Raw genomic sequence first — 18138 nt, forward strand, 5'->3', positions numbered from 1 at the left:
GTCACGGTTTGAGGGCGACGCCGCAGCGGAGCTTCAGCGGGGAGTCGTCAGCCGGGAGCTTCTGGTCGGGTGCCCACTGTTCGGTGAAGACGAAGCCGGGAGGGTCTACGAGGTCGAGGCCGTCGAAGAATCGCCGAATCTGCTCCCCGGATCGGAGGTTCAGCGGGACGGCCAACTGCTGCCGGGCGATCCGCTCCGACACCACGGGGCTGATCTCGTCGGTCGTCACGTGCGAGATCGCGAGCAGCGACCCGGGTGCCACCTGCTCCACCAGGTCGTGGACGATGCCATACGGGTCATTCCCGTCAGGCACGAAGTGCAGGACAGCTACCAGGAACACCGCGACCGGCTTGGAGAAGTCGATCAGACTCTGGGTCACGGGGTTGGCGATGATCTCTGCTGGGGTCATCACGTCCCCCTCGATGTAACCGGTTCTGGGGTCGTTGAGAAGACTCTGGGCGTGGAGGCGCACGCTGGGATCGTTATCGACGTACACCACGCTCGCATCGGGCACCACCCTCTGCGCGACCTGGTGAACGTTGTCCTGGGTCGGCAGACCGGAGCCTAAGTCCAGGAACTGCTTGACGCCGAGGCTCGCGGCGTACTGGGTCGCTGCCACAAGGAATCTGCGGTTGACCACTGCTGCTTGCTTGGCCTCCGGCGCGGCCTCAAGCACGATGTGGGCTTGTTTCCGATCTACCTCAAAGTTCTCCTTGCCGTCGAGCATGTAGTCATACATGCGCGCGGGTGAGGGCTTCGTTCTGTCGATTGTCGATGCCATATTCCACCTTAGAGATAGGGCCGTTGGATCTTATTTCCGCGCGTCACAGCAGCGAACAACCAGCGACGCCGCAATCGTAAGCACTTCGGGGCGCATGATCTAGGCCGCTGGTGGAGACGATCTCTGCCGCCGGGGAGGGCGAAGCCCGTTCGCCTGGAAGAACGCTGTCAGAATCGCAGAATGCGAACCCGATCCTAACCATCTACTAACCCCACATCAGGCCGATTCTACGTACTGTCGCTCATCGGCAATGAGAATCGCGTTAGCGTTGGCCGTTGCCTCTCAAGCGAACGCCCTTTCCGCTACCCGTTTGGGAGTCCCATCGTGAATACCTCGGCTGGAGGACAATCCCAGCAGACAGAGCCCCTGCTACGTCACCGCCGTCGCTGGCTGGCTGACGTGGCGTCGATGGCGGCGGGCGTGGCCGCGCCCGCCACTCTGATGGCCGTCACCCGGACGGTGACGCCGAGCATGCTGCTGCTGCTCGCCGTGTGGAGTTTCGTGCCGCTGCACGCCGGGAGGCGTGTGCTCGCGGACGTACGTCACGCGCTGGCCTGCTGGTCCGCCTCCCGGGCGGGGGCCCGGCACGCCCGCCGCCTCTGGCGTCTCCAGCGCAACAAAAAAGTTGCAGAACGTGCCAACCCGCCCAGCCTCACAGGCGTCACACAAGGCGGCACCCACCACAGAGCGAGGTAGAGAGCGGGAATCGGTGACCCCCTCAACGCTTGCGCGGCCCGGCCTGGACAGCCTGGGGCCCGAGATGTTCGGCGTCCAACGCTGTACGCCTGCGCCCGCGCAGAGTCAGCGTCGTTCGATGCCCGTGGTGGCCTGCTCCCGATCGACGACCTGCTGGGCACGATCCAGCAGGTGCCGCTTCATCCGCGCCTTCTCTTCCGGCTTGGCATCCAGCGCGTCGATCTCCGCGTATGCCTCCTGGAGGAAACCCTCGATAGCTGTCGCGGCACGGGTGGCGGCCCGCTCGGCTGCGGCGGATTTCGCTTCCTGGTCGGCGATGATCTGGCGGAGGATGTCGGCGGCGGCGGTGCGGCCGGTGGCGGCCAGCTCGTCGGGTGGGACGTGGACACCCCATGCCCACCAGGCGAGGTCCTTGTCCGAGATGTCGGTGACGAGGCCAGCTTCGCGGCGTCGCCAGAACTGCTCGTTGAATTTGTGCCCGGAGGCGTCGCTGATCAGGCGTGCGAGGGTGCGGACCCCGATTTCCGGTTCGGGGGTTCCCTCCCGCTTGCGGTAGCGGGTGATGAGCGCCATTTCGGGGCTGAGCTGACCGGTTCTGGTGGCGGGCATGATGGCGGTATCCCCTCGTGGCGGTCCGGGATCGACGCGAGCGTATCACTTGGGTGGGCGTCGGTCGCGTCTGACTACTCTCCGTAACGATCAACGGCGAAGCTTATTGATCTTGTTTTCGTGCCTCTTTGCCAACGACGCGAGAGACGCGATCGACGCGTGACATGCGCGTCTCTCAGGCGTAGGCTGGACTTGTCGCAAGACATGCACGACCAAGATCAACAAGTCTTGCGACGGACGCCACCACCAGCGGAAACGCCACATCCGCATCCGCACCGCTGGTTGGCGGAATCGCCAACCAGCGACCAGGGAGAGACGCAGTGACCCACCCCACCACCAGCCGCGCCAACCAGCGCATCGCCAACCTCGCACTCATCGCCGCCACGCCCCACCAGCCCAACTGCGATGCCCCCACCGTCGCCCTCGACCTCCTCATCGACCACGTCGGACCGGTCGAAGCCGCCCGATACCTCACCGAAGCCCACGCCGTCCTCCTCGCCGAGCAGGGGGCATGACAATGACCGGCGACATCAACCCCAAAGCCCGGCTGCGCGTGACGCTTACCGAAGTGGTCAGCGCCCGCATCGAACCGACCGCCCGCGGCCGGTGGCTGTACGCCACGCTCGCCTCCGGCATGACCATCGGCCCCATCCCGCTCGACGCCCGCGACGTGACCGCAGAACATATCCCCCCAGCTCACTGGGAGCCGCGCGTAGGTGACCTGTGGGAAGGCGGCGGGCGGCGCTGGTTCGTCCTCGCGCGGTTCGACGACGACGGCGATGTGGACGGGGTGCGGTTCCTCAGTGAAGGCAGCCAGGCCCCGTACCAGGTGTACGACGGCGTCAGCTACCACGATGACGAGCTGGAAGCCATGCTCACGCACTGCCCCGATCTCAAGCTGATCTCCCGCAAAGGCCAGACACGGGGCGAAGACCCGTGGTCCGACGAGCCGCCGTTCTGATGACCACGATCATCGAAACCCCCACGGGCCTGGACGGGTGGGCCGCCGCAGCCAAAGCCGCCACCGCCGGACTCCCCGAGATGGCACCTTGCCCCGAATGCCTCATAGACCGGAAGGTCAACGCGAAGTCGGGCACCATCCGCAAGCACAAGGCTGACAAGGCCGACGTGCTCCCCTGCACCGGGAGCGGCGCCGTGGTGGGCAACGCCCGCGTCCCGCGACGGTCCCGCGGCTACTACCGCGACCCCGAAACTGGGGACAGGCTCCGCTCGGTCACCACGATTCTCGACCAGGGCATGTCCAAGAGCGGGCTCGTTTACTGGGCGGCCAAGGTCGTGGCGCAGACCGCGATGGACCGCGTCGGCGACATGCTGCGCGTCTCCCGCACCCCCGAGGAGCGGGAGGAGTTCATCAAGTGGCTCAAGCTGGAGCCCGTCCGCCGCCGCGACGACCGGGGCGACATCGGGCGGGCCGTGCACCGGCTCATCGAGGCGCGCATCCTGGGCGAGCCTGCCCCGGCCGGCCTCGCCTCCGACCCGGAGTTCCGTTCGTACCTGGCGCACTTCACCGAGTGCGTTGAGAAGTGGCAGCTCCGGTTCATCGCCTCCGAGATGGTGGTCGCCCACCCTGAGCACGGGTTCGGGGGCACGCTGGACTATCTGTTCACGTCGCCGCTGGTCGCCGCCAGGGTCGGGTTACCGGCTGACACCATCTTTCCCGGCGACACCAAGGGCCTGGCTCTCGACACACCTTTGCCAACCCCGACCGGCTGGACCACAATGGGCGCCGTCCAGGTCGGCGACACGCTACTCGGATCGGATGGGCGTCCCTGCACGGTCACGGAGACCTCGGAAGTCCACTACCGGGACTGTTACCGGGTCACCTTCGATGACGGCAGTTCAGTCATCTGCGATGACGAACACCTGTGGTTAACCGAAAGCGGTCACCCCCAGTGGAGGACGAGCGGCGTCCACTCCACGGTGGAGATCGCTGCCACTCTGCTCAAGTACGGCAAGCGGCACCATCGTGTGCGCGTCGCGGACCCTCTTGAGCTGCCTCCGACAGCGCTGCCGGTGGAGCCCTACGTCCTGGGTCGCTGGCTCGGCGACGGGAAGCACACCAGCGGTGAAGTCTCCAGCCAGGACCAGGAGATTTTCGACAGCATCCACGCCTGCGGCTACGCCGTAGGTCCGCCACAGAAGGTGTCCAGAGAAGGCGGCTGCCCCGTACGGAGCGTCTTGGGCCTCGTCGGTGACCTGCGCAAAGCTGGGGTCCTCGGTGACAAGCACATCCCGGCCGCGTACCTGCGGGCAAGCCGAGAGCAGCGGCTTGCCCTGCTCCAAGGGCTCATGGACACGGACGGCACGTGGAACCGCCGCCGAAACTGCGCCCAGCTCGTGACCTCGTCCAAGGAGTTCGCGATCTCTGTTCGTGAGCTGGTGCTGTCCCTGGGCCTTCGTGCGGCGATGTTCGAGATGAACCACACCGGCTTCAAGCCGGGAACGCACTACCTCATCACGTTCACGCCCCGCAGCATCAACCCGTTCCGGCTCACTCGGAAAGCGGAGTTGGCTCACGTGCCGAACCCCGATCGAGCCTCCCGCCGCCTCATCGTGAGTGTCGAGCCCACACTGACGGTGCCAACGAAGTGCATCGCCGTGGACTCGTCCAACCGCACGTTCCTGTGCGGCGAGACTATGATCCCCACGCACAACACCGGCGGTGAGCTGGACGCGACCACGTACTCCGGTCACCGCCACGGCGTCTACCCGCAGGCGGGCGCGCAGATGGCCGCTTACCGGGCCGCCCCGTGGGGATGGCTGCGCGACGGCACGAAGATTCGCCTCCCTGAGCGCGCTCCAATCGGGATCATCATGCACCTGCGCCCCGAAGGTTGGCGCCTCTACCCGGCCAGGTGCGGCGACGACATGTACGCCGTCTTCCGGAACGCCCAGGCGATGTCCGAGTTCGAGACCCGTCACTCCAAGAACGTCATCGGTGAGGCCCTCGTCCTCCCGGAACCCACCACCCCAGCCACGAGAAAGGTCGCCTGACCATGACGCTGAGCATGGACGACGAGGGCCTCATCCTGGACCTCCAGCACCGCAACCGCACCCTCGGCAAGATCCGGTCCGGCACGTTCGGCGTGAACCCGAACACGGGAAAGAGCAGCCCGCAGCGCTCGGAGACGTTCATCATCACGAGCGACTTCCAGCACTTCGTGCAGTCGGCCGAGGACACCTACGGCGGGATCATGGAGGAGTGGCAGCCGCAGGGCAACGGCGCTGCTCAATGGCGAGTTGTCACCGATGAGGTCGCGCTTGACGCGATCCTGCCGCCCGGCCCCAAGCCGCCGCTGAGTCAGGCGTACGAGAAGTGGACCAAGGGCGGTATCCAGCGCCGCTGCAATGGCGTGTTTGAGCGCAAGTCCGGCCAGCCGTGCCTGTGTAAGCAGCAGTACGGCGAGGAAGGCTGGTGGGAGCGTGCCCCTGTCGGCCAGGCATGCAAGGTCACGACTCGCCTGAACGTGATCCTCCCCGATGTACCTGACATCGGGGTGTGGCTTTTCGAGACGCACTCCTACCACGCGGCCCTGGAGTTGCCCGCGCACGTGGCCATGATGCGTCGCATCTTCGGCGCGGAGATTCCGATCCCGATCCGGTTGTTCCTCACCCAGCGGCGGGTCACCCGCAACGGAGAGACCAAGCACTTCCCGGTCCCCGCGATCGAGTTGCGTGGGCTCACCGCCGGTCAGGCGATGGCCGCGCTCCTACCCGGAGCGGCCGGGATGGCGGCCATGCTCGGAGCAGGCGGGCAGGAGGCGATCGAGGCCGGCCCGCCCCCGGACTACCTGGCCGAGATCGAGCAGGCGCGCACCCGTAACGAGGTCGTTGCCATCTGGCAGCGGGCCAAGCAGACGCCATCGCCGACCGTGTCAGGCAAAGAGATCGAGGCTGCGGCGAAAGCTCGGGTGCAGACGATAGATCAGGCCATCCAGGCGTGGCAGGTCCTCGTCGAGGCATGGCAGGGCACACTCGTCGAACTGGAGGAGGCGTTCCAAGCAGCGAATGACGGTCTCGATCCGCAGGCAGCGTCCGCCGAGCAGCTCAAGGCCTTCCAAGCGGCCATTGCTGCTGAAGCGCCGCAGACCCCGCCCGCGGCGGAGGAGGAGCCGGTGGAGGCGGACATCGTGCCGGACAAGCCCGAGCAGACGCCCGCCGCTCCGCCGGCCCCGTCCGCTGCCGAGCCGGAGCAGAAGCGTCCGGTCGGCGCGGCCAACCGGCAGACGCTCACCAAGCTGAACACGCTGTTCGGCGAGGCGGGCATCAGCGGCGACGCCCGCTTCTTGTGGCTTTTCAACACCTGCAAGGTCCAGGTGACCTCGACTGCCCAGCTCACCGCGGCGAAGGCGGACGAGGCCATCGCCAAGCTCGAACCCGAAGCACGGGCCCGCTTCGACGACCTCAAGCTGCGGATCGTCACCGTGTGGACCGACCTGGGTGGTGCGAACGACGAGCTGACGCCCGCTCTGTTCATGTGGGTCAACGCCAACACCAAACGCCGCAGCAAGCAGCCCCCTACTCGACTGTCCGAGGTGTCGAACGTCCACCTGGACGCCTTCCTCAAGGCGCTCTCCGCCGACCCCGACAAGGGGCAGATCACGCCGGAGATGTACCGGCAGGCCGTCGCCGCGCAGGGAGGTGCCGCCCAATGACCTCCAAGGAGATCGCCGTCCGGGCGGTCGTCACGTTCTGGAACGACCCCGACCAGGTGCCCTTCGACCTAGTGCTGGACCGGCCGCTGCCCACCAGCACGCTCGACCCAAGGGTCGCGGCCTGCACAAACCACCGGGTCGCGTGCGACTGCCGCGAGGCGGTCCACGCCGAAGACCTGCACGAGGCTCGGGGCGAACGCGACCTGCTCCTCGGCGCGCTGCGGGACGAGCTGGCCGGTCACGCCACCCGCGCCTACACCGCCCTGGGCGAACGCGACGAGCAGGCCGAATGCAAATGCTCGGGCTGCCAGATCGTCCGCCGCCTGCCGTTCTACATCGGCGGCTACGTGATCACGACGCGCACCAGCACGCGGGACGCCCCCTAAGCCCCCGGCCGGGCGCCCTAAGCGCACGTTAGGCGGGGGCGCTCGGCCGGACCCAACACCCCCACCCCCTGAGAAAGGACCATCATGTCGATCGACTCCCTCCCCGAGCAGACCGGCAGCACCCTCACACCGGCCGTCCGCGTCTTCCTGACCGGCGGCGTCCACCAGGCGGACGAGGCGGTCGGGGCGGCGGAACGACACCTCGCCGAGCTGGACAAGGAGAAGGCCGCCGCCGAGAAGCACCTGGAGGACATGGTCCGCAGTCGCGACCAGCTCCTCGCCCTCGTCGGCACGGCCGAGTCCCCGGAGCCGGGGGAGCGGTCGTTGCCGACGCAGGTGTGTCACTGTGCCCGGATCGCGGTCGTGGACCCGGTGCACGGCCCAGTCCACGAGGTCAACGGCACACATCTGCCTGCGCTGGAGGCGTGTCAGATGCCGCCGCTCGGCGTCCTGTTCGGGCCGGGCCGGGTGGCCGGCGGGGAGAGTCCGGTCGCGTGAAGGGCCTGGTGACCGCCGTCTTGCTGGCGCTCGACATCGACTACAGCCGCGAGCCCGGCCCGTTCTGGCTGGTGTTCGTGGACAAGGTCGCGCTCGAACCGGAGCGCCCGCTGCCGTTCCCGTACGTCATGGCGGTATTCGAGCGGGCCTACCGCGACCACCCTGGCCAGGAGATCGGCGTCGCCCCGTGCACGCCTGAAGACCTGGCCAACGCAGGAATCACCCATCGGAAGGAACCGACATGACCACGACTGATCTGGCTACACCGCCCCTGGACACGATCCGCACAAGCGCCATCGTCGTGCTGCACCGCGACGGCTGGATTCAGGGCGACTACGCCAGCAACCGGCCCGGCAAGACCGGATGCTGCCTGGTCGAAGCCATCGGACGCGGCGCGGGCCTGCCGCCGCTCACGCTGGCCCGCAAGAAGCTCCGCCACGCTGACGCCGCCCTCCTGCCCCAGTGGGAGGCGGCGCACAACCTCATGGACGAGATCGCCACCCATCTCGGGCGCAACCCCGAGGACGACGAACTCAACCCGAAGTGGTGGCTGACGAACTGGAACGACACCACGGGCCGCACCCAGGCGCAGGTCCTGGCCGCGCTCGAAGGGGACCAGGAGCGCGCGTGAAGCTGGCCACCTGGCAGATCGCAGCGGTGAGCGGCGCCAACCTGGCGCTGTTCGCCCTGTCGTTCATCGCTCCTGGCGTGTTCGCGTTCGTGGCCACGCTGCTCGGCGTCGCGGTCGGCGCAGCCCTGGGCTTCGTCGGCGGCGCCGAGACGCGCCGCCGCGACCGCGCCCGAGAGCTCGACACCTACCAGCACCAGTACGGCGAGGCATACCAGCAAGTCAGCGACCTCCAGCATGCCAACGCCCGCCTGCTGATCGAGTTGCGCCGGGCGAACACGAAGGCGAACGACGCGGGGGACGAGGTAGAGCGCTTCCGCGCCCGCGTCGCCCACCTCGAAGCTGAGCAGGCGGCCGAGACGTGATCGACCTGCTGAGGGGCGCGTGGTCTGTGCTCTGGGACATCGCCGCCGTGATCGGGCTCGCGTCGATCACGTTCACAGCGGTGGTCCTCCTCGCACACAGCCGCGCGGTACGCCAGGCCAACGCCGCCCAGCGCGCCAGCGAGCAGTGGCGCGACTTCGCCCACCGCGGCCTGCACACGATCGAGATCCCGAAGGAGGAACAGTGACCACCCAGCCGCCGGCCGGGCCACCGCAGGTGGCCGGGCTCGACCAGGCCGCCGAGAAGACCGGACTGGCTCTGCCGGACGGCACCACCCGCCTCATCGCCGCGCCCAAGGCCGCAGGCAAGACGCGGACGTTCGCCGACAACATGCGGCGACAGGACCACGTCGAGGCACAGATCGCGGAGGCCCTGTTCCGAGCCCAGACGGAGGCGGTCGGGATCGAGGACTACGCCTACACCAAGCAGTCGTCGGCCACACACCGCCTCGCCGAGATCGGCGGGACGGTGCGGCTCGCCTGCTGGCGGGCCGGGATCGCCATCGCCATCATCAACACCACCCACCTCAAGATCTACGCCACCGGGGACTCGGGCGCGTCCAAGACCCAGATGGGCGTGGCCGCGTTCGAGCACGCGGGCGTCAAGTTCCCCAGCGAGGACGAGTGTGACGCGGCCTGGGCGCGTTGGCTTGTCCTCGACGTGCTCGGCCATCCCGTATTCAAGGTTCCGGCGAAGCATCGGCGGGTGCTCGCCAAGATCGAGCTGCACCGCAAGGAGGCCGTGTGAAGACACCATCGGACGTCACTGACGAGTTTCGTTGGCGGAACCGCCAACGACCGCATATGCCTGATCGGCCGCGCGCCGCCGTATGGAACCCGGATCGGACCCGGCCGGTCGCGGTCGTCGAGGGCCGCCACCTCACCCCCGCCGACCTCGAAGCCGCCCGGCGGCTGGCCGGTCACCCGAACGTCCACCACCACCGCACCATCCAGGAGTAGGAGATGACCACCACGACATCGGCGACGGCCGTCCTCAGCGAAGAACTGGCCCGCCCCCACACGCCGACTCCGCGCCGACTGCTGCGGGCTCTGAGCACGGCCGGGTTCGAGGTCAGGCCCGCCGCCCGCGGTCCGGCATGGATGCCGACCACGCCAGAGGCGTACTCGCTCGTCAAGCAGGCCGCTGACTGGCACCACACGGGCCTGCACGACAGGTACAAGATCGCCGGGAAGATGGGGCGGGGCAAGCGGATGATCGATCGCTACCTCGCCGCCGCCGCCGAGCTCGGCCTGCTCGACCCGGACGCGGGGGAGCCGCCGGAATGAGCCGCGGCTACCACCCTTCCCGTGAGCTGCCCCTCATGGTCGCCATCCACGTGCCGAAGGCGCCCGAGTGGATGGAGGACGCAGCCTGCCTGCGTGTGGGGCACGAGAAGTTTTTCGGCCCGCCCTCCGACGACAAAGAGCACCAGGAGACCGCGCGGGAGAAGGAAGCGCGCGAAGACCGCGCCCGCGCCATGTGCGCTGACTGCCCCGTCCTCGCCCAGTGCAAGAAGTACGCGACCAGCTTCTCAAACGGGATCCAGGTCGGCGTGTGGCACGGCGGCAACGACCACCAGCGCGCGATCGACCGTCGCAAGGAGCAGCGTAAGGCAGCAGCCGAACGGAGGAAGGCATCGTGAGCGCCAGCGCCGACTACCAGCGGCGGGCCATAAGCGACGCCGTCCAGGTCCTCACCAAACGCCTCCGCGAGTGGGCCGCCGAGCCGCCCGACCAGCGCGAAGACCCGGAGATGTTCGCGCGCCGCTTCATGCACGACATGAACGGGCACGGCTGGAGGCTCACACCCGCCGGCCGCATCGACCCGTGGCGGCTCGCCGCAACTCCTGCCGATGGTCCGAACGCGGCCTACCTCGCGGCTCGGGCGCAGCTCCATCCCGACCAGGAAGGACAGCAGGAATGAGCCCGGCCCGTCCCGCGCATGAGCAGCCCGGCCACATCCCCAGCGCGGTGCCATACGACGAGTACGGCAACCTGCTCCCGAGCACCGCAGGAAAGGACCCCGCCAGCATCGTCTGGCGGGAACCGGACCCGCTCACGCTGCCGCTCCAGCTCCACGACACACATGGGCTGCGCGGCATCACCCGGCCGATCACGTGGAAGGACCCGCACGGGCCCGCCACTTTCCCGATGTTCCCCGATGACCTGGCACGCGCCATCAAGGGCACGATCATCGACCACGGGCTCGTCGTCGGAGCCACGTGGGTGCCGCTCGTCCGCCGCGACCAGTACGGCATCGCTCTCAAGTCCTTCCACGAGCAGGAAGACCCCACACCCGAACCCCGGCCGGCCAGCCCCGCTGAGGAGGCCGCAGCCCGCTACATCGACCGCGAGCACGCAGTCCGGTTCATCCTTGCCACCCTCGGCGAGGACGGCGAGAACGACCTACCGCCGGGCCTGAAGAACCTGATCCGCCGCATCAGAGAGGAAGCCAACCCATGACCTACCATCGCCACGGCCTGCCGGGGCCTGCGATCGTCGCGATCGAATTCCTCTCCGAGTACGACCAAGGCCAGGGCCTCACCCTCATCTGGATCTCGCCCAACCTATGGAAGATCAGCGACAGCGGCTGCTTAGTCACTGCCGACACGATCCAGACGCTCCACAACGACGGACTCATCACCGTCAAGCAGGCGGGACGGGACCTCCTTCACGACCACCACAACGCAAGAAGGGACCACGACCAGTGACCAGCACCCCCACCACCAACGCCGACGTACGCCTGCCCCAGCTCGGGCAGGCCGTCGCGAGGCTCCTCGACGCCATCGCCGCCAGCGCCGACTACCAGCGTGACGGCAGCATCACCTACCAGTCCACTTCACGCGGCCGATGGAAGGCGGGGCAGCACACGTGCGGCAGCGGCGCCATCGACACCGCCGCCAGCAACGACCTCATCACCGTCGAAGCGACCGGACCCACCGTGAAGACGCTCACTCTCACCGAGGCCGGGCGCCGCCACGTCCGAGCACGGCAAACCCGCAGCCTCATCGTCCTCCTGGAGGGCGAGGTCACCACCCTGGCCGCCATCGCCCAGGACACCGACAAATACCGGTGCGGCCCGAACTTCACGTTCGGCGCCACTCTCATCGGCTGGGTCGAGAAGACCAACAAGTCCAGCAGGCTGCTCGCGCTCCTCACCCTCGAAGACGAGGGCACGGCCTGCGACGCCTGGGTGACGCCCAGCGGGTACGCCAAGATCCGCGACCTGCTCGCGGTGGGAGCACGGCTGCGGGTCATCGGCCGCGGCGCTCGCCGCCTCGGCGACGGGCGGCTCGTCCTGCACGTGGCCGCTCTCCGCTTGGTCGCTGAGGACGAGGCGTGATGACCGAGCAAAACACCCCCAGGCCGTTCAACCCGCACGCCGTAGCCGCAGCCCAGTACGCCCTCAACGCCGCCATTCTGGACGACGACGAAAGCGCAGCCCGGCTCATCGCCGCCATCCTGCGCGACACCGGCATGCACGGCGTGCGCGACGCCATCGTCACCTGCTGCGAGACTTTCCAGCACCACACCGGGTTCCCGGCCGGTACGCAGCTCGACCAGACGTACGTCCACCCGGAGACGGGCGAGCCTATCCCCGAATCGGAGGCTGAGCCCACGCTGGTGTGGGCGAGCCACGTCATCGAGGCGTACGTGGCTCGCGACCAGGAGAGGTTCGAGACGCTGTTCAGGAATCTGGGCGACGACCCGGAACCGGTTCTCGCTCACCTGACCGAGATGGTCGAGCACGTCGCCGCACAGGTCATGCTCGCCGACCAGACCAGGCGGGCGGCTCTGTCATGACTCGGCACGTGATCCAGATGGTTGCGGTCGAAGGCGCATGGGTGTACAAGCACATCATCCTCGGATGGGTCGATAGCAACGACACTCGCCCTTGGTGCTGCCCCAACTACGACGAGGACCTGCGCTGCCGCTGCCAACTCCCGTGCTACACGTGCAAGTACGGCCGCCACCAGGACGGCAAGTGCCGCACCTGCACCGAACCACCCGCTGACTGGGAGCTCCGGCCGGAAACCAACCTGGCTCACCCGAAGCGCATCAAGAACTGGTGGCAGAACCCAGACAAACCGCAGCCCAACCCGAACTGGACCCCCGTGTGGCTGGCCGACCGGGTGTGCCGCGAGATCTGCCGATGCGACTGCTGCCACCCGCACGTGCCGCCGACCGCGACGGAGCCGGTCGATCTCAGCCTCTACGAGCTGGTTCCCCTCTTTGACGCCCACGAACTGGAGTGCCCCGCATGATCAGCGACGCCAATGACACCCTCGTCCGCGTGTTCGGCGGACCCCGGCCAACCATCGTCGTTCTGTGCGGCTCTACCCGCTTCTTCGACACCTTCCGGCGCGAGAACCTACGCCTCACTCTCCAAGGGGCGATCGTTCTCAGCATTGGTTGCGACACCAAGGCCGACGATGACATCGCTCAGATCCAGGGCATGGAACAGGCCAAGATCGACCTCGGCACGCTCCACAAGCGGAAGATCGACCTCGCCGACGAGGTGCTGGTCCTCAACGTGGGCGGTTACATCGGCGCCTCCACCCGCAGCGAGATCGAGTACGCCGCCATGCGCGGCAAGCCGATCGTCTACCTCGAACCAGAGTGCCCGGCATGAACACCGCCACCCTGTACGAGGCGCTCGAGCGCCACTACCGCAAACCCGGCACCGACAGCGACGGCGAAATCCTGCTGGCCGAAGTAGAGGCGCCCAGCTCAACCAAACGCGCCGACATGATCCGCATCGGCGCGTGGCAGTCGCGCGGTTACTCGATCGACGTACACGAACTCAAGGTGTCCCGCCAGGACTGGCTGAACGAACTCAACAACCCGGCCAAGGCGGAAGCGTGGTGGCCATACTGCACGCGCTTCTGGATCGTCGCCCCACCCAAGATGATCCAGCCGGAAGAGATGCCGTCCGGCTGGGGGCTGATGGTCCCGCCGAACGGCGCGGGCCGGCGCCGGTTCAACGTGGTCGTGCCCGCTGCGGTGAAGGAGCCGAAGCTGACGCTCGAACTGGTGTCAGCGCTTGCCCGCCGTACGGACTACGTGCGCCTGGCCGAGATGGACCGACTGCGTGAGCAGCACCGCGACGAACTCTGCAAGCGCCTCACCGAGGCCCGGCAGAACGCGGCCAGGTCGGGCCTGCCCGAGGCCATGCGGCGGCGCGTGGCCCTCCTCGAAGAAGTGGAGAAGCTACTCGGCGCCAAACTCGACCAGTTCGCGTGGGGCGACGGCACCCGCCTGGACCGGATGTCGCCACACGAGCTGGCGACCGCGCTGGCCGACTGCGGCGAGCACATCCGGCTCCAGCAGCTCCGGGCTCTCGTCGAGGAACTGATGGGGAGGCTGTCCTACACGGCCCAAATGGTCATGACCGAGATGCGGAAGGTGGGTGACGGTACGTGACCCCAGTGAGGTGGTATCCACTTCGCACCAGCACCAACTACTCACTCCCAAAACCCGGCCAGCTCATCGCCTTCCGCCACGCTGTGTGGCGAGTCGAAAAGGTACTGGACCTGCCGCTGAGTGACGTCGACCGGGAGAAGTGGGTGGACGCAGGGATGCCTGACATGGCCACCTGGTGGAGGCGCCCCTATCGCGTTGAGGCTCAGTGGGTCGCCGGTGCCGAACCAAAGTGGCTCACTCCCACTCAGGCCAGCGGCAAGATCGACGTCCCCGCCGACACCTACATGACCTGGCACGTGTACGAGGGGGACCGGTGGCCGCAATGCTCCTGCTGCGGCGAGCCGATGCCATGCCGGGCCGAGTTGGAGGACCAGCAGATCACCGCCAGCCTGAATCGGGTCTCCAAGATGGAGGCGATCCCGCCGGGAGCGTGCTGGGCCTGTGTAGAACCAATCACCACTCGGCAGAAGTCCATCACCTACCCCGGCGACAACCTCGACTTGCCCGGCGGCCAGCAGCCTCGTTTTCACATCCGTTCCTCATGCCGCCCCGTCGCGAAGCGGTACGAGGAACGGTGGCTGGCGGTAGACCCGCGTCGCGAGCGGCTGCTGACCTGGCCATCGTGCGGTGGCATCCTGCTCGTGCACGCCGATGGCGATAGCGAGTGCGTGGAGGGCCAAGATCCGCTCGGTCGTGACACCGAGCGGGTCCCGGACTGCCAGGGACACGACACCCACGACCACAGCGTGCTTGTCGCCTGCTACGCACGGGACGATTACTTCGGCCGCTCCTGGATCGATCGCTGTCCGCGTAGTTGCGACCCACGCAATCACCCAGGGGCAGCTCCGCGACCGCGCCCCGAACGACGATTCCCGGACCCGCTTGTACAGGAAGGGGAACTCCGATGATGGACAGCGGGACAAATTCAGTGAGCAGGGCTGATGCGCACAGGAAACTCACCCGCGAGCAGGCCCGGGAACTCGTCCCGTTCCTGGAGGCAGGCCGGCGCGGGCTCGCCGCCGCGAACTGGAGGGTCGGCATGGAGGCCGACGACCTCGTAGCGCCGGTCGTCCTCGCGGTCATCGCGGAAGTGCAGCGGCACCTGCCGAGCGGAGTAGAAGCCGCACTCGAACGTCTGCGGGATGCCCGCGCCGCGTGGCAAGCCGAGTACCAGCACTATCAGGACAGGGCACAGCGCAAGGGCTACAGCCACGACGAGGCAGCCGCCGAAGCATACGGGCGAGCCATCGCAGACGTGGATCAGGTCCTGGCCGCTCTCGATGGCCAGGGGCAGGAGGCGGGTGACGGTCGTGGCTGACTTGTACGTGGTGCTCGTCACCAGCTCCCGCACCTGGGACGACGCGGACGCCATCCGGAACGCGTTCGCCCCGATCATCGCCGAGCGCGAGCCGGACAACGTCACCGTCCGACACGGCCGAGCCAGGGGCGGCGACATGCTGGCCGACCGCATCGCCCGCCAACTCGGCGCGCACGTCGAACAACGCCCGGCCGATTGGAACGTGTGCGCCAGCCCCAGGTGCACGCCGTCGCACCGTAAGCGGCGAGAGGACGGGTCCACGTACTGCCCGGCCGCGGGCCTCGTGTGGGACGCGCAGATGGTGAACGATGGCTCGGACATGTGCCTGGCGTTCATCGACCCGTGCGCCGACCCGCGCTGCCGGAAGAAGGAGCCGCACGGATCCCACGGCGCGACCACGACCGCATGCATGGCGGAGGAGGCGGGCATCCCCGTCCGCCCCTTCCCAAAGGGAGCTGACGAGTGGCTGTACTACGTCGGCGACCCGTTCGGGTGGCTGACCGCCCTACCCTCACACCACCACCCACAGAAAGACCGCAACCACCATGGCTGAACTCACCACCGACGTGGCCGAACCCTACGTTCGCGGCCTGGAGCAGGACTTCGAGAACGCCGGAGATTGGGGGGTACAGCCCACGCTCATGCTGATCTGCACGCCCGCTGGCCAGGATCCGAACAGCCTGGGTCTGCTCGGCCTCGTGCCGGTCTTCCGCGACGAGTGGATCAGGACCGGACAGCTCACTGCCGACGCGCTGGAAGGCATCGACCCGGCCATGCTGTGCTCGCTCGTCCCCCCGCCGACGACGCTCGTCGCGGTTGCGGTCGCCTACGAGGCGAAGGTTCTTGACACCCGGAGCTTCGGCAAGGACGCGCGGTTGCTGTACTGCGGCCTCGCGGACGGAACCCTCGTCGGTGCCGGCCGGGTGCGCGGCGACGAGGCGAACGTGACGGTGTACGCGCCGGACCACCCGCACGACACCACCCCAGCCGCGGTCCGCCGCCTCGCCATCGCGGTCCTCGGGAGTGGCCAGCGCGAGTGACGTTCGTTGGCGGTTCCGCTTACGGTGGGGGCTCGACCCATTCCCTCGATGGGGCGAGCCCCCACTCGCCGTGTCCGAGGGAGGAAGCCGGTGGCTGAAAGCCTGGTCGGTGAAGTGGCTTCGTGGCTCGCGACACCGGCCGCCCGCGATCTGACGGCGGCCGAGCGCCTCGTCTTGATGGTGATCGCGGAGCGGGCGCACAAGCAGACCCGCCGGTTCTGGGTGCACAAAGGCGACGTGCGTGACGACGGGACGGCGATCACTCCGACCGAGACGATCGCGATGCGCGTCGGGGTGACGACGGACGGGCTGACGAAGATCCTGCGGCGCCTCTCCGACCGGGGCCTGGAGGTGCGGGTGCCTCGCGGGGTGCGGAAGAACGGCGCGCCGGTCTTCGCAGTGAGGGGGCGAGCGACCGACTACCACGTGCCGGACCTGCCCGCGTCGGTCGAGTTGCCCGCCTCCCAGTACGGCCAATAAGTCGTGATCTTCCTGTGGATAACCACACCGCACGCGATCTTGAACGGTCGAAATGACCGCCTCAGAAGGCGACCATTACCGGCCGAGAAGGCGACCAATCCATCGAATTGACCGCCCTGGAGGGCGACCCCATCCCTAACAACCATCCCTATCTATCCCTATGACGGTGGTTACCGTCCTCACACCTACAGGTGGAAGTCCCAAACGATCACCTTGCACAGCTGTGGACAACCAGAAAGATCAAGGAGTGTGTCATGTCCATGCCAGGTGACTACGAGCGCGACCTGAGCTGGGTCGAGATGGCTGCCGCCGACCGTGCCCACGTCGAGCAGCAGCAGGCCGAGCACGAGGAGCACCTGCTCACGCAACTCGCCGCCGACTACATCGCCAACCGGATCAACAAGGCCCAGCTCTACGACATCTTCGACCGCTACCACGCCGCCGCCGGCCCCGGCTCGATGAAACGCTGGAACAGGCTCATGCCCATCACGGTGGAGCTCATCGTCGCTCGCCGCACCAACGACCCTCGCCACACCCCCAGTTCAGACGGAACCTGGTCCGGCGCCTGGCCCCTCGACGGGCACGCCTACCCACCGCGCGGGCAAGCCGTCGTCTACGTCCTCTTCGACGGCGGCAACGTCCCCTGCTACGTCGGCAGTACCTCTGGCCTGATCGCCCGCTTACAGCGCCACGCCAACGAGGGCAAGCGGTTCAACCACTGGATCGCTCACCCCTGCGCCGACCGCGAAGCCGCCTACCGCCTGGAAGACCGGCTCCTTCGCGAGCACAAGCCCTACCTGAACCAGAAGGCCAGCCGCTGACCAGCCGCAGCGAGCCGATTACCTCGGCCGGGCGCGCTTCTCCTCGTCGCTGATGGTGTTCGTGGCGGCGAGGAGGAGTGCGACGCGATCGACGCGCGTCGTGAGCGCCTGACACGCTCAGAATGGTCTTCATGGTGGAGCTGGAGCGACGAACGCGGCAGGTCTGGCACTGAGAGACCAGGTCATGGTCACGAGAGCGGAGAATCGCTCACAGACAAGATCCACAAGAGAGGAGTGCGGGCAGTGCGCCCTGAGCATGCCGTTGCGGTCGGTGGCGCGCGAACCGACTTCGTCAGCTTTGGTTGACGTCTAGAGGTTTTGTCGCGTCCGGAATGCGTGGCGGGTTTCGGCGTTCTCGCTGGTCATGTCACTATGCGTCAACCCTGGTTGACGGTCTG

At 67.6% G+C, this 18138-nt stretch carries 31 protein-coding genes; 29 read left to right on the forward strand and 2 right to left on the reverse strand.

The window, feature by feature from the left end:
* Position 1: 1 nt before the first annotated feature.
* Positions 2-781: an SAM-dependent methyltransferase gene (locus AB0B91_RS15370; RefSeq protein WP_358318904.1), complete on the reverse strand. Its 780-nt coding sequence runs from the start codon at positions 779-781 to the stop codon at positions 2-4.
* 324 nt (positions 782-1105) lie between these two features.
* On the opposite strand from AB0B91_RS15370, the gene AB0B91_RS15375 reads away from it, so the two are divergent.
* Positions 1106-1477, forward strand: coding sequence for a hypothetical protein (locus AB0B91_RS15375; RefSeq protein WP_358318905.1), 372 nt, complete (start codon positions 1106-1108; stop codon positions 1475-1477).
* Positions 1478-1582: 105 nt separating this feature from the next.
* Here the strand turns inward: AB0B91_RS15375 and AB0B91_RS15380 are convergent, their stop codons facing one another.
* A complete protein-coding gene (locus AB0B91_RS15380; protein ID WP_358318906.1) occupies positions 1583-2086 on the reverse strand; it encodes a hypothetical protein in 504 nt (167 codons plus the stop codon).
* Positions 2087-2406: 320 nt separating this feature from the next.
* Between AB0B91_RS15380 and AB0B91_RS15385 the strand changes: the two genes are divergently transcribed.
* From AB0B91_RS15385 to AB0B91_RS15520, 28 genes are all read left to right on the forward strand, one after another.
* Positions 2407-2601: a hypothetical protein gene (locus AB0B91_RS15385; RefSeq protein ID WP_358318907.1), complete on the forward strand. Its 195-nt coding sequence runs from the start codon at positions 2407-2409 to the stop codon at positions 2599-2601.
* Positions 2598-3047, forward strand: coding sequence for a hypothetical protein (locus AB0B91_RS15390; protein WP_358318908.1), 450 nt, complete (start codon positions 2598-2600; stop codon positions 3045-3047). Before AB0B91_RS15385 ends, AB0B91_RS15390 begins: the two co-directional genes overlap by 4 nt.
* A complete protein-coding gene (locus AB0B91_RS15395; protein WP_358318909.1) occupies positions 3047-5101 on the forward strand; it encodes an LAGLIDADG family homing endonuclease in 2055 nt (684 codons plus the stop codon). Before AB0B91_RS15390 ends, AB0B91_RS15395 begins: the two co-directional genes overlap by 1 nt.
* 2 nt (positions 5102-5103) lie before the next feature.
* Positions 5104-6762 (forward strand): hypothetical protein, encoded by a 1659-nt coding sequence (locus tag AB0B91_RS15400; RefSeq protein WP_358318910.1) that lies wholly within the window; start codon positions 5104-5106, stop codon positions 6760-6762.
* The gene (locus AB0B91_RS15405; protein ID WP_358318911.1) at positions 6759-7148 is read left to right on the forward strand and encodes a hypothetical protein; all 390 of its coding nucleotides are present in this window, start codon (positions 6759-6761) and stop codon (positions 7146-7148) included. The genes AB0B91_RS15400 and AB0B91_RS15405 overlap by 4 nt, the downstream gene beginning before the upstream one ends.
* A gap of 84 nt (positions 7149-7232) precedes the next feature.
* A complete protein-coding gene (locus tag AB0B91_RS15410; RefSeq protein WP_358318912.1) occupies positions 7233-7646 on the forward strand; it encodes a hypothetical protein in 414 nt (137 codons plus the stop codon).
* Positions 7647-7654: 8 nt separating this feature from the next.
* Entirely contained in the window at positions 7655-7891 is a 237-nt protein-coding gene (locus AB0B91_RS15415) for a hypothetical protein (protein ID WP_358318913.1), read from the forward strand.
* Positions 7888-8277 (forward strand): hypothetical protein, encoded by a 390-nt coding sequence (locus AB0B91_RS15420; protein WP_358318914.1) that lies wholly within the window; start codon positions 7888-7890, stop codon positions 8275-8277. Before AB0B91_RS15415 ends, AB0B91_RS15420 begins: the two co-directional genes overlap by 4 nt.
* Positions 8274-8639, forward strand: coding sequence for a hypothetical protein (locus tag AB0B91_RS15425; protein WP_358318915.1), 366 nt, complete (start codon positions 8274-8276; stop codon positions 8637-8639). Before AB0B91_RS15420 ends, AB0B91_RS15425 begins: the two co-directional genes overlap by 4 nt.
* A complete protein-coding gene (locus tag AB0B91_RS15430; RefSeq protein WP_358318916.1) occupies positions 8636-8845 on the forward strand; it encodes a hypothetical protein in 210 nt (69 codons plus the stop codon). Before AB0B91_RS15425 ends, AB0B91_RS15430 begins: the two co-directional genes overlap by 4 nt.
* A complete protein-coding gene (locus AB0B91_RS15435) occupies positions 8842-9405 on the forward strand; it encodes a crossover junction endodeoxyribonuclease RuvC (RefSeq protein WP_358318917.1) in 564 nt (187 codons plus the stop codon). Before AB0B91_RS15430 ends, AB0B91_RS15435 begins: the two co-directional genes overlap by 4 nt.
* A 56-nt stretch (positions 9406-9461) precedes the next feature.
* Positions 9462-9617: a hypothetical protein gene (locus AB0B91_RS15440; protein ID WP_358318918.1), complete on the forward strand. Its 156-nt coding sequence runs from the start codon at positions 9462-9464 to the stop codon at positions 9615-9617.
* A 3-nt stretch (positions 9618-9620) separates the two neighbouring features.
* Positions 9621-9944, forward strand: coding sequence for a hypothetical protein (locus AB0B91_RS15445; protein WP_358318919.1), 324 nt, complete (start codon positions 9621-9623; stop codon positions 9942-9944).
* Positions 9941-10300 (forward strand): WhiB family transcriptional regulator, encoded by a 360-nt coding sequence (locus AB0B91_RS15450; RefSeq protein WP_358318920.1) that lies wholly within the window; start codon positions 9941-9943, stop codon positions 10298-10300. Before AB0B91_RS15445 ends, AB0B91_RS15450 begins: the two co-directional genes overlap by 4 nt.
* Complete coding sequence (locus tag AB0B91_RS15455; RefSeq protein ID WP_358318921.1) at positions 10297-10581, forward strand: hypothetical protein; 285 nt, start codon at positions 10297-10299, stop codon at positions 10579-10581. Before AB0B91_RS15450 ends, AB0B91_RS15455 begins: the two co-directional genes overlap by 4 nt.
* Entirely contained in the window at positions 10578-11120 is a 543-nt protein-coding gene (locus tag AB0B91_RS15460) for a hypothetical protein (RefSeq protein ID WP_358318922.1), read from the forward strand. Before AB0B91_RS15455 ends, AB0B91_RS15460 begins: the two co-directional genes overlap by 4 nt.
* The gene (locus tag AB0B91_RS15465) at positions 11117-11368 is read left to right on the forward strand and encodes a hypothetical protein (protein ID WP_358318923.1); all 252 of its coding nucleotides are present in this window, start codon (positions 11117-11119) and stop codon (positions 11366-11368) included. The genes AB0B91_RS15460 and AB0B91_RS15465 overlap by 4 nt, the downstream gene beginning before the upstream one ends.
* On the forward strand, positions 11365-12000 hold the full coding sequence (locus AB0B91_RS15470) for a hypothetical protein (RefSeq protein WP_358318924.1): 636 nt from the start codon (positions 11365-11367) through the stop codon (positions 11998-12000). Before AB0B91_RS15465 ends, AB0B91_RS15470 begins: the two co-directional genes overlap by 4 nt.
* On the forward strand, positions 11997-12461 hold the full coding sequence (locus AB0B91_RS15475) for a hypothetical protein (RefSeq protein WP_358318925.1): 465 nt from the start codon (positions 11997-11999) through the stop codon (positions 12459-12461). The genes AB0B91_RS15470 and AB0B91_RS15475 overlap by 4 nt, the downstream gene beginning before the upstream one ends.
* 8 nt (positions 12462-12469) lie before the next feature.
* Complete coding sequence (locus tag AB0B91_RS15480; RefSeq protein WP_358318926.1) at positions 12470-12922, forward strand: hypothetical protein; 453 nt, start codon at positions 12470-12472, stop codon at positions 12920-12922.
* Positions 12919-13290 (forward strand): hypothetical protein, encoded by a 372-nt coding sequence (locus tag AB0B91_RS15485; RefSeq protein WP_358318927.1) that lies wholly within the window; start codon positions 12919-12921, stop codon positions 13288-13290. The genes AB0B91_RS15480 and AB0B91_RS15485 overlap by 4 nt, the downstream gene beginning before the upstream one ends.
* On the forward strand, positions 13287-14081 hold the full coding sequence (locus AB0B91_RS15490) for a hypothetical protein (RefSeq protein WP_358318928.1): 795 nt from the start codon (positions 13287-13289) through the stop codon (positions 14079-14081). Before AB0B91_RS15485 ends, AB0B91_RS15490 begins: the two co-directional genes overlap by 4 nt.
* Before the next feature lie 164 nt (positions 14082-14245).
* Positions 14246-14989, forward strand: coding sequence for a hypothetical protein (locus AB0B91_RS15495; protein WP_358318929.1), 744 nt, complete (start codon positions 14246-14248; stop codon positions 14987-14989).
* A 20-nt stretch (positions 14990-15009) separates the two neighbouring features.
* Positions 15010-15399 carry a hypothetical protein gene (locus AB0B91_RS15500; protein ID WP_358318930.1) on the forward strand — a complete coding sequence of 130 codons (390 nt, stop codon included), beginning with the start codon at positions 15010-15012 and terminating at the stop codon, positions 15397-15399.
* Positions 15392-15952, forward strand: coding sequence for an SLOG family protein (locus AB0B91_RS15505; protein ID WP_358318931.1), 561 nt, complete (start codon positions 15392-15394; stop codon positions 15950-15952). Before AB0B91_RS15500 ends, AB0B91_RS15505 begins: the two co-directional genes overlap by 8 nt.
* Positions 15945-16439 carry a hypothetical protein gene (locus AB0B91_RS15510; RefSeq protein WP_358318932.1) on the forward strand — a complete coding sequence of 165 codons (495 nt, stop codon included), beginning with the start codon at positions 15945-15947 and terminating at the stop codon, positions 16437-16439. The genes AB0B91_RS15505 and AB0B91_RS15510 overlap by 8 nt, the downstream gene beginning before the upstream one ends.
* Positions 16440-16529: 90 nt before the next feature.
* Positions 16530-16919, forward strand: a complete 390-nt coding sequence (locus AB0B91_RS15515) for a hypothetical protein (RefSeq protein ID WP_358318933.1) — start codon at positions 16530-16532, stop codon at positions 16917-16919.
* 254 nt (positions 16920-17173) lie between these two features.
* Positions 17174-17740, forward strand: a complete 567-nt coding sequence (locus AB0B91_RS15520; protein ID WP_358318934.1) for a hypothetical protein — start codon at positions 17174-17176, stop codon at positions 17738-17740.
* Positions 17741-18138 lie beyond the last annotated feature (398 nt).

This window comes from Nonomuraea sp. NPDC049141, from assembly GCF_040648415.1.
Classification (GTDB): domain Bacteria; phylum Actinomycetota; class Actinomycetes; order Streptosporangiales; family Streptosporangiaceae; genus Nonomuraea.

Excerpts from the sequence above, each read along its gene's own strand:
- AB0B91_RS15370 (WP_358318904.1), bottom strand. The coding sequence starts at position 781 with ATGGCATCGACAATCGACAGAACGAAGCCCTCACCCGCGCGCATGTAT.
- AB0B91_RS15380 (WP_358318906.1), bottom strand. The coding sequence starts at position 2,086 with ATGCCCGCCACCAGAACCGGTCAGCTCAGCCCCGAAATGGCGCTCATC.
- AB0B91_RS15390 (WP_358318908.1), top strand. The coding sequence starts at position 2,598 with ATGACAATGACCGGCGACATCAACCCCAAAGCCCGGCTGCGCGTGACG.
- AB0B91_RS15395 (WP_358318909.1), top strand. The coding sequence starts at position 3,047 with ATGACCACGATCATCGAAACCCCCACGGGCCTGGACGGGTGGGCCGCC.
- AB0B91_RS15400 (WP_358318910.1), top strand. The coding sequence starts at position 5,104 with ATGACGCTGAGCATGGACGACGAGGGCCTCATCCTGGACCTCCAGCAC.
- AB0B91_RS15405 (WP_358318911.1), top strand. The coding sequence starts at position 6,759 with ATGACCTCCAAGGAGATCGCCGTCCGGGCGGTCGTCACGTTCTGGAAC.
- AB0B91_RS15410 (WP_358318912.1), top strand. The coding sequence starts at position 7,233 with ATGTCGATCGACTCCCTCCCCGAGCAGACCGGCAGCACCCTCACACCG.
- AB0B91_RS15420 (WP_358318914.1), top strand. The coding sequence starts at position 7,888 with ATGACCACGACTGATCTGGCTACACCGCCCCTGGACACGATCCGCACA.
- AB0B91_RS15440 (WP_358318918.1), top strand. The coding sequence starts at position 9,462 with ATGCCTGATCGGCCGCGCGCCGCCGTATGGAACCCGGATCGGACCCGG.
- AB0B91_RS15445 (WP_358318919.1), top strand. The coding sequence starts at position 9,621 with ATGACCACCACGACATCGGCGACGGCCGTCCTCAGCGAAGAACTGGCC.
- AB0B91_RS15450 (WP_358318920.1), top strand. The coding sequence starts at position 9,941 with ATGAGCCGCGGCTACCACCCTTCCCGTGAGCTGCCCCTCATGGTCGCC.
- AB0B91_RS15460 (WP_358318922.1), top strand. The coding sequence starts at position 10,578 with ATGAGCCCGGCCCGTCCCGCGCATGAGCAGCCCGGCCACATCCCCAGC.
- AB0B91_RS15465 (WP_358318923.1), top strand. The coding sequence starts at position 11,117 with ATGACCTACCATCGCCACGGCCTGCCGGGGCCTGCGATCGTCGCGATC.
- AB0B91_RS15485 (WP_358318927.1), top strand. The coding sequence starts at position 12,919 with ATGATCAGCGACGCCAATGACACCCTCGTCCGCGTGTTCGGCGGACCC.
- AB0B91_RS15490 (WP_358318928.1), top strand. The coding sequence starts at position 13,287 with ATGAACACCGCCACCCTGTACGAGGCGCTCGAGCGCCACTACCGCAAA.
- AB0B91_RS15495 (WP_358318929.1), top strand. The coding sequence starts at position 14,246 with ATGGCCACCTGGTGGAGGCGCCCCTATCGCGTTGAGGCTCAGTGGGTC.
- AB0B91_RS15510 (WP_358318932.1), top strand. The coding sequence starts at position 15,945 with ATGGCTGAACTCACCACCGACGTGGCCGAACCCTACGTTCGCGGCCTG.
- AB0B91_RS15520 (WP_358318934.1), top strand. The coding sequence starts at position 17,174 with ATGTCCATGCCAGGTGACTACGAGCGCGACCTGAGCTGGGTCGAGATG.